We start from the raw sequence: 16,564 nt of genomic DNA on the forward strand, positions 1-16,564 counted from the left end.
TCTTTCATGCTCGTTGAAAGAACCCTTTGTGATACAAGGTTATTCTTCGGGAAGTAATAAAATCTTCCCTAACTTCCCTTTATTTTTAAAATACACTTGGGCTTCTTTTGCTTTGTCTAAAGGGAAAATTTTATCGATAACCGGTTTAATTTCCCCCTCAGAAATGGCCTTAAGCATATCTTTAAACTCTGCTCTCGTTCCCAACACAGATCCATACATTGTAATATGTTTTAGATACAATGTTCTAAAATCAAAATTTGTATGCTGACCACCAGCAGAACCTGAAATGCAAAATTTCCCTCCGTTTTTTAAAACTTGAAGAGATATGGAAAACAAAGCATCTCCTACAACATCTAGAACGGAATCGACCGGGCCTCCGTTCAGTTCTAAAATGTCTTCTGAAAGAGTATCAGATTTATATGATAATACGTGTGTCGCTCCCAATTCCTTAATTCTTTCTTGATTCTCTAAGTCCCCCGTGATTGCAATAACTTTAGCACCAAAGACTTTAGAGGCAATCTGTACATTTAATGATCCCACACCACCATTTGCTCCAGTTACTATAACTGTCTCACCTGGTTGAGCTTGAATTTGGTTGACCATGTGCCAAGCAGTTAACCCACTTACCGAAAAAACAGCACTTTCTGAATAGCTTGATAGGGGCATGTCAAAGCAAAGTTCAGCAGGCCAGACCACATATTCAGCATAACCACCATCGTATTCTGAACCTATAAAGGACATATCATCAGAAATATGTTCGTACCCTTCTTCTCCACTAGATATAAAAGGGAATAACACAACATCTTTTCCCACTATAGACTCCTCTACTAACTTTCCTGCTTTTACTACTTTTCCCGTTATATCAGATCCTGGTGTACGTGGAAACTGGACTCCTTCCGGTCGCCATCCAGATTTTGAGTCAGTACCGTAAGCACCCTCTCTCATCCAAATTTCTGTATTGTTAATAGCACAGGCCTTCACTTTTATAAGAACTTCATTTTCTTTGGGTTCAGGTATAGGAATTTCTACTAGGCTTAATTTACTTACGTCTCCATAACCTGTTACTTGTACAGCTTTCATAGAACAGTCCCCTTCTTTTTTACGAATATAGTTTTTAATATATTTCATACGGCTGCTTATAGTTTAGAAAAAAACATGCATATTTCATTATGCACTCTTCTTTCTATTATCATCAAGTTTGGAGTCAGTATACTTTTACGGCCTTTTCTTTTTACTTCTGTTTCGCAGTGTCAAAAACCACTGGATCATTAAATTTAGAAATGTTAATAAACTCTCTTTTTTGTTGTTTTGTAACATGGCGCTACCATATAATAAAAAACACCAGCAAAAGATTTTGCTGGTGGAAAGAGATTATTTATTAGTAAGCGCCTTGTGAATAAGTTAACTCATAGCTATGCGTATAAATTTCAAAAATATTTCCAAATGGATCTTCTACATAAACCATTTTATATGGTTTTTCTCCTGGGTAATATTCTCTGATAGGCATACGTTGTTTACCACCATGTTGCTTAATTTTCTCTACAAGACCTTCAATATCTGGATCCTGAATGCAGAAATGGAAAATGCCTGTTTTCCAATACTCAAAGTTATTTTCAGGTGTTTCATTTTCAGGGAACTCAAACATTTCTACGCCAATTTTATCTCCCGTAGCTAAATGTGCAATTCTGAATTTATCCCAGTCATTCCCAAATACATCTCGACACATTTGACCGATAGGTGTGTCATCATTTTCCACATCTGAAGGTTCCATAATAACGTACCAACCGAACACATCAGTATAGAATTTAATTGCCTCATCTAGGTTAGGTACTGAAAGACCGATATGAGAAAATGTTTTAGGATATGTGAACATAATTTATATTCCTCCAATTTTTTTAATGATTTTAGTGTTTGCTGTCGAACACATAAATAGTGTATTTCACAATTTTAAATTATGGAAGAACGCACTTTTTTGTAAGAAACTAACCTAAAGGTAAGAAAGGACTGAAGAATGAAATGAGCACTCCGATAGACGATACAGGAAAATTAAAATGTTCTATTGAATATACATTAGGAAAAATAGGTAACAAATGGAAAACGGTGATCCTATGGCATTTAGGCGTAGACGGGACATTAAGGTATAGTGAATTACGTCATTTGTTACCTGGTGTGAGCCATAAAGTAATGACGAAACAATTAAAAGAACTTGAGCAAGATAACTTAATTAATAGGACTCAGTACAATACCGTACCACCTAAAGTGGACTATTCCTTAACCAGCAAGGGAAAAACGTTAATGCCCATCTTAGACCTGATGCATACATGGGGGAAAGAACATGGAGAAGGTTTTTGATTGGAGAGCTTTGACAAAAATATTTGCCTATCGTAAAATACTCTAAATCTTGGTAATCAATTAAGAACTGGTATATAGGAAGCAATACCGTTAGAAGGTAATTTTGTACATATTAAATTAAGTGGTACTAAGGGTTATACAGTATTAGGAAATCTAACTCACCCTTAAAAGTGGTTAAGAGCATCAGAAAATGACATGGTCGAAAGCTTTGAGTGAAGATTAGAACTTGAATAACGTTATAAAAAAGCAACCTCGGCATTGGCCAATGAACGAAGTTGCTTTTTTATAAGGGTTTGTTCATACGTATCCGAAGTATTGAAATATAAGAATATTACCATTTTATGTAATTAAAGGATATTTTCAATATGTCTATGCATATGAATAAAAGGTGCGCTTTTTATGCATCATCTCTTCAACTACTTGTAAGGAGAAATTCGTCATATCAAGGATGTATAAAAATCTGAATATTCTATAAAAGTGACCCTTGTAGAACCCTTACTCCCATAAGGGTTCTCTTTTTTCGTGTCTTCTGGAAAGAGACATTATGTTAACTAATAATGTATAGATTATACATCTTGAAAACAGAAAAAACTATCTGTTGTCCGGTTAGAAAGGTGGCTAGATAGTTTTTTTCTGTAACGCAATCATATTTTTTTGATGATTCAATTCATCTTGAGTAGTTTGCTCATAATATTATGTTTTATTTGTATGTAGAGAAAAAACTAATATTATGAAACAGGTTTTTCTGTTTTTGAAGGGTTCTCATACCATTTTTGAAACCCGTAAATAACTAATGAGGTGGAAAGCATTAGACTTAGAATAGATGTTCTTGAAATATGACTCTTTCCAACTCCGATTTTCTCTGCAAAAGGTACGAATACATATGTGAAAAATGAATCAATAAGAGCATTCGTAAGTAGATACGGAAGGAATCCAATTTTATAGACCAATTTAAATATCCAGATTGTCCCTATAAAAAAAGGACCAAATACATAGAACATGTTGATGGATTTAAGTCCTGGTATAATAGGTTTTTTTAACTTCCACCAACCAAAATCAGTAGCAATAACAAATATTAGTGAAACAATAAGAGAAGTAAAAATAGATACAGGAGTATATTTTTTCACTTCCTTTTTAGGAATAAATATTAGACTTATCCAAGATATAATTAAAGTAAGAAATGCAAAGAGTTTTGGATTCAAGATATAGTCAACCCCTTATGGTTATAAGGCTAGTATGAGATTAAAATGATTTTGTTATTCAAGTTAAAAAAAGCCCATGTTTAAACATTTCTGTCTCTCTTTGCTTCTCATAAATAGTTTTATGTTAACTAGAAAGAAATAGCTGCTGCCATAACATCAAATGCTGTTCGATTTCTAAAGTATTAAAAATTAAAAAAACTGTTAAAGTTACAGGTGGTGCAACTAAATTTGCTAACAAACTTGCTAAATCTTATGATTACTATTCAAGAATTAAAAAGCCTGGTAGCAGAGTTGCTAAATACTCCAAAACAAAAGCTATGAAATTAGCGTTGAAAAGGACAGCTAGAGCTACACCAGGTGCTTTTGACGCATTATAAGTACCCCTAGAAATAGATACGTTTATTAATGATTTTCTAAAGTAAGTTTCACTACACCTTTGGAGTAGCTTATTCAGGTAAAGGGGATTGTTTTTTATGTTTAGTAAAAAAAGAACCTATCAAATATTAATAGCAATTGTTTCGATTGGACTTGTTGTTTACAACTACACATTAAAATCTAGTGTGAGTGAAGCGACAGATTCCTACGTTATTTTCCCTATTAGTATTGTGTTACTTTTATTATTTGCCTTTATGTACGTAAAAATAGATAAAAAAAATGATTAAAAACAGATTTTGTCTACCTTCCTTAAACCCCAGATAATCAAAATATCTGGGGTTTTTTATTATAAAGGTTTTAATATTTACATTAGATAACGACAAATACATAGCTTTTCTACAAATTGCCTATATCTTAGATTACTAAATATTAATGGATTTAATACTAATTCTGTTTATCTAGATGAATTAAGGAGATACTTTTTCCTCAGGTTCATTAAAATAAATATTTTTCATCCACTCTTTTTTTAATAATGCATACTGAAGAGTATTTTCATACTTAGGTGTTCCATCTTCGTATTTAGTAAACGAAATAAACTCAACAAAACGTCCTTCTTTACGCATTCCTAATTTTTCACATAGTTTTTGTGATTTGTAGTTATCCTCCTCAACGTATGCATAGACTCTTCTTGCGCCCTTTTGAGTAAACAGATACCTAAAGAACTCCTTCACACTCTCGCTTGCGTACCCTTTCCCCTCATATTGAGCATTAAAGTGCCAACCAATGGAATAAGTATCTGGATCTTCCTTTAAGTAGAATATTTCTCCTATTAGATAATCACTGCCTTTTAAGCAGACTGCAACAAAAGAGTCATCTTTTTTTCTTTTTTGAGCTTTTAAAGTAGCTTCCTCTATTGTGTGAACTTTGTCTTCAAGAAAGCAGTTTACCCTTGGATTAGCCAAGTATTCCAAAAGAGCTTGAGAGTCTGCTTTAGAAAAGTTTCTCAATAGTAATCGATCAGTTTCAATCTTTTTCATTAAAAATCCTCCTAGTCTATAGTTATGAGCTTATTTCTCTGAAAAGACAACAACAATAATTTAGGGGATAAAATAGCAATAATGGTTAGCTAAGCTTTTGTGGCTTTAGGTGTTAACGTCTTCAGCAACACGTTCACCAATATCAAGTACACGCGAAATATTTTGCACAATTTCAGGAAGACCAACTACTGCCTCTTGAAACATCCAAATATAAGCTAGAACTGCATAAATAGCACCAGGCGTAGTACCCTGAACACCTGTAAGTCTAAGTAGTGTAGCTAGGGTTAAAAGAATGACGACAATCTCCATCATCCCCCATGTTTTAGCCTCAGCGTTAGAAATAGCAACACGCCACAAACGTAACCGTGCAAAATGTTTTTGAACAATGGTAAGTGGACGATGAACGACTATATCTGCCTCTTCTTCAATTCGGTTGTTAAGTGCGTGGTTCAAACGATAAGAACGTCGACCGAACCAATGATTTATGATTAGTATTGGAATTATTGCCAATAAACTTAAGAACCCAATAAACCGGTCATAAAGAAATAACATGATAATAGCGCCCAAAAATCGAATAACCGTTGTTACAACTGCCGGCAGCTCCATCTGAAAGAAATCTACTACCTCTCGAGACAATGAGACACGTCCTACAATTCGAGTTCCTTTTACTCCATCAGCACGCTGGCGCTCCACCATTTCTGCAGCAACATTAGAATAAATTCCAACGAATACTTTGGTATCGTAAACGTGCCTGAACAAGCCAACCCCTAGGTGAAGGATCCATAGTAGAGCAAGTGGTATAAGGCTAGCCGGATTCCCTTTAAGCAACCCATCGATTGCAAAACCAATTGTTGCAGCGTAAAGAAGATCGCAAACATTTTCAACAAGAGTGAGCATATAGGTAAGGCTAATTCCTTTACGATTTTTTGACCATATACCTTGAAGGAGTTGACCTACGGAGGATTTTTTCTTTTTTATCATTTGCATCTTATCTACTCTTTCTTTTCTCTAATTAAACAAACTTTAATTCTATTCATTGCTTTATCTTCAAATTCATCATCAATTTGCCTTTTCACTTACTTTAATGAAATAAAGGACTCGTCATTGCTGTTTATATCCCCTTTCCAGTACAATGAACATCATAAAGTATATGGTTACCGTATAGTCAAGGAGGATTTTATGAGTGAAGAGTTGGAAAAGTACTTTAGTACTGGTGAATTCGCGAATCTCTGTCGTGTAAAAAAGCAAACTCTATTTCATTATGAAGAGATAGGGTTACTTTCACCTCAAATAAAAAGAGAGAATGGATATAGGTACTATTCGTATGAACAATTTGAAGTCTTTCAAGTGATTGCCTTATTTAAAGAATTCGGTGTTCCATTAAAAGAGATAAAAGTTCTTTTAAAAGATAAAAAACCAATAAATATGATTACTCTTTTAAAGGAAAAATCTCTTGAAATTGAAGAAAAAATTAAGAGCCTTAATCATTTACAAGCAATTATTCAAACGCGTTTACAGTTAGCAGAACATGCTTTAAAAACTGATTTTTCTTCTATTTCATTGCAATATTTAGATGAAGAAACCTTTATGATTAGTGAAAATATTTTAGAAGAAGCCGAACAAAAATATACTACAGTTATTCCGGAGCTCATTCATTATACTCAACTTCATAAATTAGACCGAGGATATCCAATTGGAGCAATGCTTGCGAGAGACCAAATCCAAAAAAAAGAGTTTTACAATTACGAACATTTGTATATCAAAATCCCAGAAGAGATAGAAAAAATTCATTGTCATACACGTCCCCAGGGACTATATGTTGTTGGGTATCAAAAAGGTGCCGAAACCGAACATGCTTACGATCGAATTATTCAATTCGTTAGAGAAAAAGGGTTAAAAATAGCGGAGTATGCATATGAGGAATACGTGATTGATGAGGTAATGGCGGATGGAATAGAGAATTCAATTACAAGAATTCAACTTCAAATTCAAAGCCAATAACGTTTTTTAGTTTGTATTGCAAAGAGGTACTATATTTACTAAACATATGTGGCGTATACAGGCTAAAAATAGAAAAACCAACCTATGAGCTCTAAAGGTTGGGTTTTCTGTTTTTGTAAACGGAGTATAGGAGAATTGCTTATTGCTTTTTTCTAAATGGAAATAATGAGGAAACTTGACTCTTCATTACGACGAATTGCTTCTTTTAGCGCAATCACGTCTTTCTCATTAATCCTCAACCTCAATTCCAGCTTCCTTGAATGGTTCTAATACTTCTAGATCGCACATGGAAATATAGTCCACTGCTTTTAGATTCTTTAAGTTCTGAAACCCTTCAACAGATAGTACGTCAAATAAACTGTCTTCACCGTCCCAATCTGGCTTTAGAATATGATAAATTTCATTACCTCCATCAAAGCAAAGGGATTCAACCTTTTCCAAATCACTCTTTTCCAGAGTTAACTCTTCTAAATAATCTTTGATTTCAACAATGGGTCCAGCTCCAGAATACCATTCGAAATTATTCGTATACTTATCTTTTAAATCGGTTAATTCTTTTAGAAATAATGGCTCTTGATCTAATAAAGCTTCAATAACCACTAATTTAAAATTAAAATCTTTAAACATTCCACTTTTCCCCATTTTGCTACCTCCGATTTTATCTCTGTATTAGGCTTGTAATCGCCCCTGCACTATTCGTATTATAACAATCATCTATAAATAAAACCTACTTATATTGTTGACTTTGACAGCCCCAAAAATAAGAGCCCCTGTAAATGAAGGTCCGCTCTTATTTACTTAGTTTAATTACTACTGCAAGCTGCTAATGCTAGCAATAATACAGCAGAAGTTGCTAAAACCTTTTTCATACATGCACCTTCAACTCTCTAATAACCATTCTCCACCTATTATTTATTGTTAATAAAAGGTAGAAACTTTGTATATTTTATCATGTTTTTTGTATTCATGAACATCACTACTACCTAACCTAATAATCTTATTTTTGTACGGACTGAAGTTCTTCTTTATAGGTAACAAAAAAGCATAAACCCGTTGGTCTCCAACAAAATTTATGCTTCTTCTTTAATAAATCTTTTACGAATTCTCTTTTAATCCCGCCACAAATAATTCCAGATGTATGATTCCTAAAAAACTATAAGATTATAAACAGCCTTACACAATATCTCGATTCAATTTTTCATCTTTAACCACTTTAATTCTTTCCACTTTTCCTACAAGGAAGATATACGAAAGTGCTCCTAAAAGGGCCAATGCCGCTATGAATACTAGCGCTGGAGCAAAGTTGCCTCCTTTAGCTAAGAAACCAATAACAATCGGAACAATAATAGAAGCTAGACCGCCGATAAAGTTAAAAACTCCGCCTGTTAAACCGACTAAGTGTTTAGGCGCTAGCGTTGAGACAAAGACCCATGTAATAGAAGCCAGACCATTTCCAAAAAACGCAATAGCCATAAACATGATAATGAGAGATGTGCTATTTACATAATTGGCTCCGATAATTGAAGTTGATAAAAGCAGCCCTACGATAATAGGTGTTTTTCTTGCAATACCTAGTGATACTCCTTTTTTCACTAAGGCGTCAGATACAAAGCCAGATAATAATACTCCTACAAACGCTGCTAAAAACGGCGCAGATGCTAAGAATCCTGATTTTAAGAAATCTAACCCTCTGTATTCCACAAGGTACGTTGGAAACCAGGTAAGGAAGAACCATAAAGTAGAGTTGACGGCAAACTGTCCTAAGTAGATGCCCCATAGCTTTCTGTGAGAAAAGGCTTCTTTAAGATTTCCCCATTCGAACTTTGCTCTTTCTCCTTTCGTATCAGCAGCTTTAACTAAGCCTCCACCTTCTTCGATATGCTGTAATTCTGCTTTATTTACTTTACTATGCTGAGAAGGATCACGATAAAAGATATACCATATAATGCCCCACGCTATACCAATAACCCCTGTAGTAATAAACAGACCTCTCCACCCTAAAAAGTGCTGAATGGTAACTAGTGTAGGTGTTAAAAATGCTAGCCCTGCAAACTGTCCTGAAGTATAAAAAGCAATTGCTGATGCTCTTTCCTGATTTGGAAACCAGCTGGTAACTACTTTATTATTGGTCGGAAAAGCCGGTGCTTCGAATGCTCCTGTAGCTAAACGCAGACCAAAAAGACTCACAAATCCCTTAGTAAATCCTTGCAGCAGCGTAACAATAGACCAGGTAATTAAACTAAAGGCATACGTAGCACGAGCGCCAAAGCGGTCAGCCATTACCCCTCCTGGTATTTGTAAAGCAGCATAAGCCCATCCAAAGGCTGAAAATATGAGACCCAGTTCTACTGATGATAGCTTTAGATCTTTGGACATGGCTGTGGCAGCTACAGAAATATTACTTCGATCCATATAGTTGATGACAACGCTTATGAAAATAAATGCTAAAACACGAAATCTAACGCGAGTCGGCTTTTCGCTATACCCCTTCATTCCCTTATCCCCCTGTATATGACTAGTTTAAGAAAAGATCTGACTGACGGTCATTTATCAATCAGATCTTTTGTACTAAAATGGTTTCCCCTTTACCATTCCGCTACAGAACCATCTTTATGACGCCATACTGGATTACGCCAATTATGACCAATATCAGCCATTTTTCTAACATGGTCTTCATTAATCTCAATACCTAAGCCAGGTCCATCTGGAATCTTTACAAATCCTTCTTCATATTTAAATACGTGGTTATCAACAATATAATCTAGTAAATCACTGCCTTGGTTATAGTGAATGCCTAAGCTTTGCTCTTGAATAAATGCGTTGTGGCACGTTGCATCTACTTGAAGACAAGCTGCTAATGCAATAGGTCCTAACGGGCAATGAGGTGCAGCCGCTACATCAAAGGCTTCAGCCATTGAAATAATTTTCTTACATTCTGTAATTCCTCCCGCATGTGATAAATCCGGCTGAATAATATCAACGTATCCGTCCGTTAAGAGCTTTTTAAACTCCCATTTTGAAAACATTCTTTCTCCTGTCGCAATAGGAATGGATACATGGTTGGCAATTTCTCTTAATGCCTCATTGTTTTCCGGCAAAACCGGCTCCTCGATAAACATTGGACGATAGACCTCTAGTTCTTTAGCTAAAATTTTTGCCATTGGCTTATGTACTCGTCCGTGAAAATCAATACCTATTCCTACATAAGGTCCCACTGCTTCTCTGACAGCAGCGATACGTTCCACTACTTGATCAATTTTTTCATATGAATCTACGTATTGAAGCTCTTCTGTCCCATTCATTTTTACTGCTGTAAACCCTTTTGAAACAACTTCTCTTGCTGCTTCGCCTACATCTGAAGGGCGGTCTCCTCCAATCCACGAATATACTTTAATAGATTCTCTTGCTTTTCCGCCTAACAGTTGATGTACAGGAGCATCGTAATATTTTCCTTTTATGTCCCACAATGCTTGATCAATTCCTGATATCGCGCTCATTAAAATAGGTCCGCCTCGATAGAAGCCGCCTCGGTACATAACGTTCCAATGATCTTCAATATTTAGTGGATCTTTGCCAATAAGATACTCCATCAGCTCATCTACTGCAGCTTTAACGGTAGAGGCTCTTCCTTCGATAACAGGTTCTCCCCACCCAACAATTCCTTCGTCTGTTTCTATTTTTAAAAATAACCAGCGTGGCGGCACTTGAAACAATTCATAATTAGTAATTTTCATGTACTTTTTCCCCTTTCGTTATACCATTCACTGCGGCTACGTATGCTTTAGCCTTTTGTGTTAGCTCCTGCAGGTATGCATGAGTAATTTCACGATTTGTATCTACTAAAGAACTTCCAATCCCAAACCCTACAGCACCTGCTTCTTCAAATTCTTGAATATTATCTAAGCTCACTCCTCCTGTTGGAAGAAGTGGAATATGAGGAAGCGGCCCTCGAATATCTTTAATATAGCTAGCCCCCAGCCTAGCAGGAAAGACTTTGATAATATCTCCGCCATTTTCATATGCCGTTAGAATTTCAGTAGGTGAAAAAGCCCCTGGAATACTCACCGCACCGTATCTTTTTGTTAGTTTAATCGTTTCAATATTAACCGTTGGAGAAAGGATAAACTTTGCACCTGCTAAAATAGCTGAACGTGCTGTTTCAGGGTCAAGCACTGTACCTGCTCCTACTAGCACTTGATCACCCAGCTCTGTAGAAACCTCTTTAATGGCTGAAAGTGCGTCCGGAGAATTTAGAGTAATTTCTATATTTTTTACACCGCCGTCATTAAGCGCAGAGGCAATCTTCACTACGCCCTGCGGTTTGGCTCCTCTAATAATCGCAACGATTTTATGCTCTAATAAATGTGATAAACTATCCGTCATGGGTAAGCCCCTTTCTTTTATCGTATAACGTCTTCTTTTGTAATCGCATTCATAAATTCGTAAAGCTCTTTCTTATCAGGCAAGCCTTCAATATCACCCTCTACGGTTACAACCATAGCTCCTATAGCACACCCTCTTCTAACCGTTTCTTTTAAAGAAGATTTATCTATTAATCCCGATAGTATCCCAGCGGCAAAACCGTCACCAGCTCCTACTGGATCTATCACTCTAGCAACTTTAAAACCTCCCACGTAAGCGGATTCATTTTCAGTCGAATAATAAGCTCCTTCCTCACCTAGCTTAATAACAACTAGTTCTGCACCTAATTGATGAAACGCTGCTGCAACATCTTCAGGGTTATCCTTCTCAAATAAAAACTGACCTTCGTTCATTCCTGGTAAGATAATATCCGCATATGTAGCCATTTCAATGAGTGTTTGACGCGCAGTTGATTCATCCCAAAGCGTCTTGCGTAAATTTGGATCAAACACTATTTTTACACCATTTTTTTTAGCTGCTTTCATTGCTTGAAAAACAGCTTCATGGCAGGAGTCGCTCAGCGCAGGTGTTATTCCTGTCACGTATAAATATTTGGCAGAAGAGATATACTCTTCATTCATATCATGCGGATTCATAAAGCTTGCTGCTGACCCTTGTCTGTAATAAAACACTTTACTGTTCATTTCATTTGTCTTTTGCTTTAAAAAAAGACCTGTAGGAGCATGATCATCAAATATTACATGTCTTACATCTATTCCTTCTCCTTTAATACTTGAAAGAACCCGCTCTCCTAGCTCGTCTTTTCCTAATCGGCTAACCCATCCCGTTTGATAACCTAGTTTTGACAGGGCGATTAACGTGTTGCTTTCTGCCCCAGCAATTTTCGAAGAAAAATCTTTAGCATATCGCATCTTTCCATTCGAGTGTGGGGTAAACAGAATCATTGTTTCCCCCATGCTTATCACATCCATTTTACCCCTCTTTTCATTTATCTCTTCGCCTCTTCATATCCAGCAATAAAAGATATATTAGTCGCTGTTTGAAGCAGCCTTTCTACAATAAAGTCTTTATGCTTCAGCATTCTTTCCTTAGGACCAGCTACACTAATAGCAGCTTGAATGCTTCCCTTTGCTCCAAATACAGGTGCAGCAAGGCAAAATAACCCTTCTTCATTTTCTTCATCATCAATTGCATAGCCCATTTGAACAAAAGAATCTAGATTGTCATTAAGAACTTTTTTATCTGTAATTGTATAGTCCGTAATAGGCAGCAGCTCCGTATGTTCAAGCAGCTGCTCTCGCTGATCTTTAGGAAGAAAAGCTAAAAAAATTTTTCCTAATCCGGTACAATAAAGCGGCTTTCGGTTACCAGGCTGAGCGGTTGTTCTAATAGAGCGATTATTATCAATCTTAACAACATAGACCAATTCTCCATCTGACAGCAAGGCCATAAACACAGTTTCTTGAACATCCTCCATCAGCTTCTTTAAATACGGTTTTCCCTCTGAAGAAATATCCAATGATTCCATAGCCGCTGTTCCAATTTGAATTAGCTTTGGCCCTAGCTTGTACTTCTTTAATGAGTCCTGATTCAAATACCCTTCATTATGAAGTGTTCCCACAAGATTAAACGTACTGCTTTGCGGAAACGAAAGTAAATCGCTAACTTCTTTTACTGTTAACCCCTCGGGATGTTGAGCAATCAATTCAAATACCCTTAATACACGTTCTGCTGATTTTACTGACATGAATAAACCCTCTCTAAATCACATATGTGATTTTAAATTTTATATATGATTTACTGATTTAAATATTATCATAGACAGATCATTAATTCAAAATATTTTTACAAATAAAACAAAAATACTTATGACAGAAACTGAAAAATGATTAATAAATACCAATATAAAAAAGCTTCTATGATGAAATCATAGAAACTAGAAAAAATTGTAATGGAAGTTAGTTATGAAAAATAGAGATTTTTTATTATCGATTTTTTTTAATGTATTTTTAGCTTATCTATGGGTCTTTCTCCTTTATTTAATTTTTGATTTTGTTCAGTTAGCTGTATAAACGATAAACTCAAAAGGTGAACAAGCCCTTGAGTACCAAGGGTTTGTTTTTTGCATGAGTTCCGGAAAGAGGCATTACGACAACTAGAAGTAATCCCTGTTTTATGCTATCAATACTTTACATTAAAATTCCGATGATTCCATATACGTTTGGTAGCTTGCTCAGTTTATAAAATTCACCCTAATTTGCGTTTGAATTCTTTACTAGCGAACAAGTAAGCGATGACCATGATACCTAGGCACCAGGCAAGGGCACTCCAGATATCGTTGCCAACAGATCCTTCATACAAGAGTGCACGAATCGTATTCACGATTGAAGTCACGGGCTGGTTCTCGGCGAATGCCCGAACAGCTTTAGGCATCGTTTCAGTGGGAACAAAGGCGGAACTAATAAAAGGTAGGAAAATCAGTGGGTACGAGTAGCCTGTGGCTCCTTCCATAGATTTCGCTGTCAGTCCTGGAATAATGGCCAACCATGTCAGGGCTAGCGTAAACAGCCCGAGTATCCCGGCTACCGCGAACCAATCTAGGATATCAGCGCTGGAACGGAAACCCATCAAGAGCGCGACGAAGATAACTATCACGATAGTAAGGGCATTGGAAACAAAAGATGTCAACACGTGAGCCCATAATACCGAAGAACGTTTAATGGGCATGGTGATGAAACGGGCCATCAGTCCACTTTTTACATCATTAAATAGCCGAACGGAAGTGTAAGCGACGCCGGATGCGATAGCCATCAGCAGGATTCCCGGTAATAGATAATTGACGTAATTGGCTGTTCCTGTATTTATAGCGCCACCAAATACGTAGACAAACAGTAGCATCATCATAATTGGCGTAATCGCCACCGTAATAATCGTATCCGGGCTGCGCATAATCGTGCGCATCAAACGTCCTAGTAATACAACTGTATTGTTTTTCATTTACATTTCCTCCTTTTTGCCGATGATTGCGAGGAAGATTTCCTCTAATGTTGGCTGTTTCTCAATGTATTCCACTTTTGCTGGGGGGAACATCTCTTTAAGTTCGGTAAGGGTACCGGTTTTGATGATTTTTCCGCCATGTAGGATGGCTATACGATCTGCCAGTTGTTCAGCTTCTTCCAGATACTGAGTCGTGAGCAAGATGGTCGTACCACCGCCAGCAAGCTCTTTGATAGTGTTCCAGACTTCAATCCGGGCTTCCGGATCAAGTCCGGTCGTCGGTTCGTCGAGAAAAATAACAGCTGGCGCCCCAATCAGACTCATAGCTATATCAAGTCGGCGCTTCATTCCACCGGAATATTGATCCGCCCGGCGATTGGCTGCATCGGTCAAGCTGAATCTTGCAAGGAGATTGTCAGCTACTTCATTAGGATTAAATACCCCTCGCAATTTGGCGATCATTATCAGGTTTTCCTTCCCAGTAAGCATGCCGTCTAACGCTGCGAACTGCCCCGTTAGGCTGATGTTTTGGCGGACGTCAGCCGGTTGACGTTGGACGTCAAATCCGCAAATACTTACTTCGCCGCTATCAGCCTTCATCAGTGTTGAAAGAATGTTAACTGTCGTCGTCTTCCCTGCTCCATTTGAGCCCAGCAGTGCAAAAATTTCACCGCGCTGCACCTCAACATTCACCCCTTTTAAAACTTCTTTGTCTTTAAAGGACTTTTTTAATTCTTTTACAAAAATCGCTGTATTTCTCATACGTTTTTCCTCCTTTTAAAAAGCTCCACAAGCTTGCTTGTTAGAACTGTCATGATGTAACTAAGCTGAGCGTCTCGTAGAGCTAGGTTTTTGATACCTTACTATTCAGTCTGACTGATATTCTGTATCACTTAGTACTGAGTTTGAAAAATGACTGAATAGCAAAAGCAACTAGCTATTCAGTCGATGTTATTGATTAAATTTATTTTTTCCTAATCGTTCCTTAATACTCTGGTTCAAATCTTCACGATACTTAACCATATAAGTTTTAGCATTTGCCACTAATTCGTCAGCAAAGGAAGCCACATCGTCTCCAGTAATTTCGAGCACCTGTCTACCTTCTGCAGCACCTGCTTCGAATAAATCAATTAATTCATACTGCATGTGTAGCATATCCATTCCGTTGCCCGATGAGAAATTCCACATGTAGTTTTGAATTTTTTTAAATACAAACTGATAGTCCTCTGGCAAGGCTTCAACCCGTGCCATCATCATTTTATACTCTTTTTTATCACCAATCATTTTTTTGAATATTTCCAACATGTCATTTTTCCTCCTTTTTATAAAGCTTCATAAGATGCTTTAAAACTATCCGACGGTCTATCCTATGAAGCTAGTTTGACTTCAAGACGTTGATTTTTGATGATACAAAATCCCACCTTTTCCAAAACAACTCAAGCTCCTTGTAGCCCGCCTCATTAAGCGAATAAAATTTGCGGGGTGGGCCCATATCTGATGGTTTTTTTTCTATATTCACAAGTTTTTTCTTTTCTAATCGTACGAGAATAGTGTAGACCGTTCCTTCCACGACCTCGATAAATCCAAGCTCGTTCAGACGGCGTGTAATCTCATAGCCATAGGTTTCATGGCGGCTGATAATTTCTAACACACAGCCTTCCAGCGAACCCTTCAGCATTTCAGTTAAATTTTCGATCTTCAGAACCTCCTCTATATTGTCTGACTTATATTCTGTATTACTTAGTACCAAGCCAATTTTTACTTAATAACTTTTAAAATTAAGCTATTAAGTAATACTTAGTATATGTAGATTGTAATACTTAGTACCGGGCATTTCAACTATTTTTTAAAATATTTTCAAATGTAGATATATTCAGGGATAATACTAAGAACCAAAAAAACTTATTAAAAGAATCCATAAGTTCTTTTAATAAGTTTTTTCCGTTACAGATACCGTTACAGATACCTTTACAGTTTTTCCGTATAACCTCTTAAATTTCGAATTAAAAAAGAGATCCCCGTCAGTAAACAATTAAGAAACAAATATTTAGTCAGATAGTGTTGAAAACTGTATGTGAAGTAGAAGTATAAGAAGAACACAAAACTAAAATAGAAAATAAACTTTAAATATCTTTTTAAAACTGCGTTATGAGGAGAATTCACGTTGACTACTCCTTTTAAAGTCATATAATAAAATTATTTTTTTAACCTATATTG

General features: G+C 36.4%; 18 protein-coding genes. 3 read left to right on the forward strand and 15 right to left on the reverse strand.

Annotated features, from left to right (window positions below):
- Window positions 1–39 precede the first annotated feature (39 nt).
- Both CEQ83_RS17580 and CEQ83_RS17585 read right to left on the reverse strand, forming a co-directional pair.
- The gene (locus CEQ83_RS17580; protein ID WP_108674836.1) at window positions 40–1,080 is read right to left on the reverse strand and encodes a zinc-binding dehydrogenase; all 1,041 of its coding nucleotides are present in this window, start codon (window positions 1,078–1,080) and stop codon (window positions 40–42) included.
- 298 nt (window positions 1,081–1,378) lie between these two features.
- A complete protein-coding gene (locus CEQ83_RS17585) occupies window positions 1,379–1,873 on the reverse strand; it encodes a lactoylglutathione lyase family protein (protein ID WP_014458924.1) in 495 nt (164 codons plus the stop codon).
- A 143-nt stretch (window positions 1,874–2,016) separates the two neighbouring features.
- On the opposite strand from CEQ83_RS17585, the gene CEQ83_RS17590 reads away from it, so the two are divergent.
- Entirely contained in the window at window positions 2,017–2,352 is a 336-nt protein-coding gene (locus tag CEQ83_RS17590; RefSeq protein WP_098999701.1) for a winged helix-turn-helix transcriptional regulator, read from the forward strand.
- Window positions 2,353–3,080: 728 nt separating this feature from the next.
- Here CEQ83_RS17590 and CEQ83_RS17595 read toward each other — a convergent pair.
- Window positions 3,081–3,554 (reverse strand): hypothetical protein, encoded by a 474-nt coding sequence (locus CEQ83_RS17595; RefSeq protein ID WP_098112499.1) that lies wholly within the window; start codon window positions 3,552–3,554, stop codon window positions 3,081–3,083.
- 473 nt (window positions 3,555–4,027) lie between these two features.
- On the opposite strand from CEQ83_RS17595, the gene CEQ83_RS17600 reads away from it, so the two are divergent.
- Entirely contained in the window at window positions 4,028–4,216 is a 189-nt protein-coding gene (locus CEQ83_RS17600) for a hypothetical protein (protein WP_098112498.1), read from the forward strand.
- A gap of 180 nt (window positions 4,217–4,396) precedes the next feature.
- Here the strand turns inward: CEQ83_RS17600 and CEQ83_RS17605 are convergent, their stop codons facing one another.
- Together CEQ83_RS17605 and CEQ83_RS17610 are read right to left on the reverse strand one after the other, a co-directional pair.
- Window positions 4,397–4,966 (reverse strand): GNAT family N-acetyltransferase, encoded by a 570-nt coding sequence (locus tag CEQ83_RS17605; RefSeq protein WP_155017442.1) that lies wholly within the window; start codon window positions 4,964–4,966, stop codon window positions 4,397–4,399.
- A gap of 105 nt (window positions 4,967–5,071) precedes the next feature.
- On the reverse strand, window positions 5,072–5,953 hold the full coding sequence (locus CEQ83_RS17610; protein ID WP_155017443.1) for an ABC transporter six-transmembrane domain-containing protein: 882 nt from the start codon (window positions 5,951–5,953) through the stop codon (window positions 5,072–5,074).
- A 192-nt stretch (window positions 5,954–6,145) separates the two neighbouring features.
- Here CEQ83_RS17610 and CEQ83_RS17615 point away from each other — a divergent pair, with 192 nt between their 5' ends.
- A complete protein-coding gene (locus CEQ83_RS17615) occupies window positions 6,146–6,967 on the forward strand; it encodes a MerR family transcriptional regulator (protein ID WP_108674838.1) in 822 nt (273 codons plus the stop codon).
- 228 nt (window positions 6,968–7,195) lie between these two features.
- Here the strand turns inward: CEQ83_RS17615 and CEQ83_RS17620 are convergent, their stop codons facing one another.
- From CEQ83_RS17620 to CEQ83_RS17665, 10 genes are all read right to left on the reverse strand, one after another.
- Complete coding sequence (locus tag CEQ83_RS17620; protein ID WP_154973994.1) at window positions 7,196–7,609, reverse strand: DUF6892 domain-containing protein; 414 nt, start codon at window positions 7,607–7,609, stop codon at window positions 7,196–7,198.
- A gap of 531 nt (window positions 7,610–8,140) precedes the next feature.
- Window positions 8,141–9,460 (reverse strand): MFS transporter, encoded by a 1,320-nt coding sequence (locus CEQ83_RS17625; protein WP_155017444.1) that lies wholly within the window; start codon window positions 9,458–9,460, stop codon window positions 8,141–8,143.
- 92 nt (window positions 9,461–9,552) lie between these two features.
- Entirely contained in the window at window positions 9,553–10,701 is a 1,149-nt protein-coding gene (gene dgoD, locus CEQ83_RS17630) for a galactonate dehydratase (protein WP_013058319.1), read from the reverse strand.
- A complete protein-coding gene (locus CEQ83_RS17635; protein WP_108674840.1) occupies window positions 10,688–11,350 on the reverse strand; it encodes a bifunctional 4-hydroxy-2-oxoglutarate aldolase/2-dehydro-3-deoxy-phosphogluconate aldolase in 663 nt (220 codons plus the stop codon). The genes dgoD and CEQ83_RS17635 overlap by 14 nt, the downstream gene beginning before the upstream one ends.
- A gap of 17 nt (window positions 11,351–11,367) precedes the next feature.
- Complete coding sequence (locus CEQ83_RS17640; RefSeq protein WP_108674841.1) at window positions 11,368–12,321, reverse strand: sugar kinase; 954 nt, start codon at window positions 12,319–12,321, stop codon at window positions 11,368–11,370.
- 17 nt (window positions 12,322–12,338) lie between these two features.
- The gene (locus tag CEQ83_RS17645) at window positions 12,339–13,097 is read right to left on the reverse strand and encodes an IclR family transcriptional regulator (RefSeq protein WP_108674842.1); all 759 of its coding nucleotides are present in this window, start codon (window positions 13,095–13,097) and stop codon (window positions 12,339–12,341) included.
- A gap of 500 nt (window positions 13,098–13,597) precedes the next feature.
- Window positions 13,598–14,347 carry an ABC transporter permease gene (locus CEQ83_RS17650; RefSeq protein ID WP_098112488.1) on the reverse strand — a complete coding sequence of 250 codons (750 nt, stop codon included), beginning with the start codon at window positions 14,345–14,347 and terminating at the stop codon, window positions 13,598–13,600.
- A complete protein-coding gene (locus CEQ83_RS17655; protein ID WP_028414816.1) occupies window positions 14,348–15,109 on the reverse strand; it encodes an ABC transporter ATP-binding protein in 762 nt (253 codons plus the stop codon).
- A 189-nt stretch (window positions 15,110–15,298) separates the two neighbouring features.
- Window positions 15,299–15,652, reverse strand: a complete 354-nt coding sequence (locus tag CEQ83_RS17660) for a DUF1048 domain-containing protein (RefSeq protein WP_013058327.1) — start codon at window positions 15,650–15,652, stop codon at window positions 15,299–15,301.
- A gap of 70 nt (window positions 15,653–15,722) precedes the next feature.
- Window positions 15,723–16,043, reverse strand: a complete 321-nt coding sequence (locus CEQ83_RS17665; protein WP_028414817.1) for a PadR family transcriptional regulator — start codon at window positions 16,041–16,043, stop codon at window positions 15,723–15,725.
- Between the last annotated feature and the right edge of the window lie 521 nt (window positions 16,044–16,564).

Origin of the sequence: Priestia megaterium (genome assembly GCF_009497655.1) — a bacterium.
GTDB classification, from domain to species: domain Bacteria; phylum Bacillota; class Bacilli; order Bacillales; family Bacillaceae_H; genus Priestia; species Priestia zanthoxyli.